At 28.8% G+C, this 399-nt stretch carries 1 protein-coding gene; it reads left to right on the top strand.

What is annotated here, in order from left to right; translation table 11 throughout:
- Positions 1-308, top strand: a 308-nt coding sequence (locus tag AC0ZWN_RS28890) for a proton-conducting transporter transmembrane domain-containing protein (RefSeq protein ID WP_476337722.1), incomplete at its 5' end; no start/stop codon positions are given.
- Between the last annotated feature and the right edge of the window lie 91 nt (positions 309-399).

Genomic DNA, 399 nt, shown 5'->3' with positions numbered 1-399 from the left:
GCTATGGTTTGTACTTACTTGCAACACTTTATAGAGACTCTGAATTATCCACTTCAGCTGGTCTTACTTATTTCTTATTAGGAGGTTTATCTTCTTGTTTTATTGTTTTAGGAACAAGTTTATTATATGTCAATTCTGGTACAACAAATCTGGAAGCTTATTATATAATAACAAGCTTATCCAACATAGCAAACGAATTATTAACTAACACTTTAGATCTATATAAACCATTATATATAAACATCTCTTTAATTATAATGTCTGTTGGTTTTTTATTTAAAATGTCAGCTGCCCCTTTTCATTTTTGAAGTCCCGATGTCTATGATGCAATACCTACAGTTGTTACTACTTTTGTAGCAATAATTCCTAAAATATCTATATTGGTTTTCTTATTACAAC

It is taken from the genome of Pseudomonas sp. 3B-A001-10F, from assembly GCF_056313565.1.
Note: the sequence above shows the minus strand (reverse complement) of the source record. Positions and strands in the feature narration are given on the sequence as shown.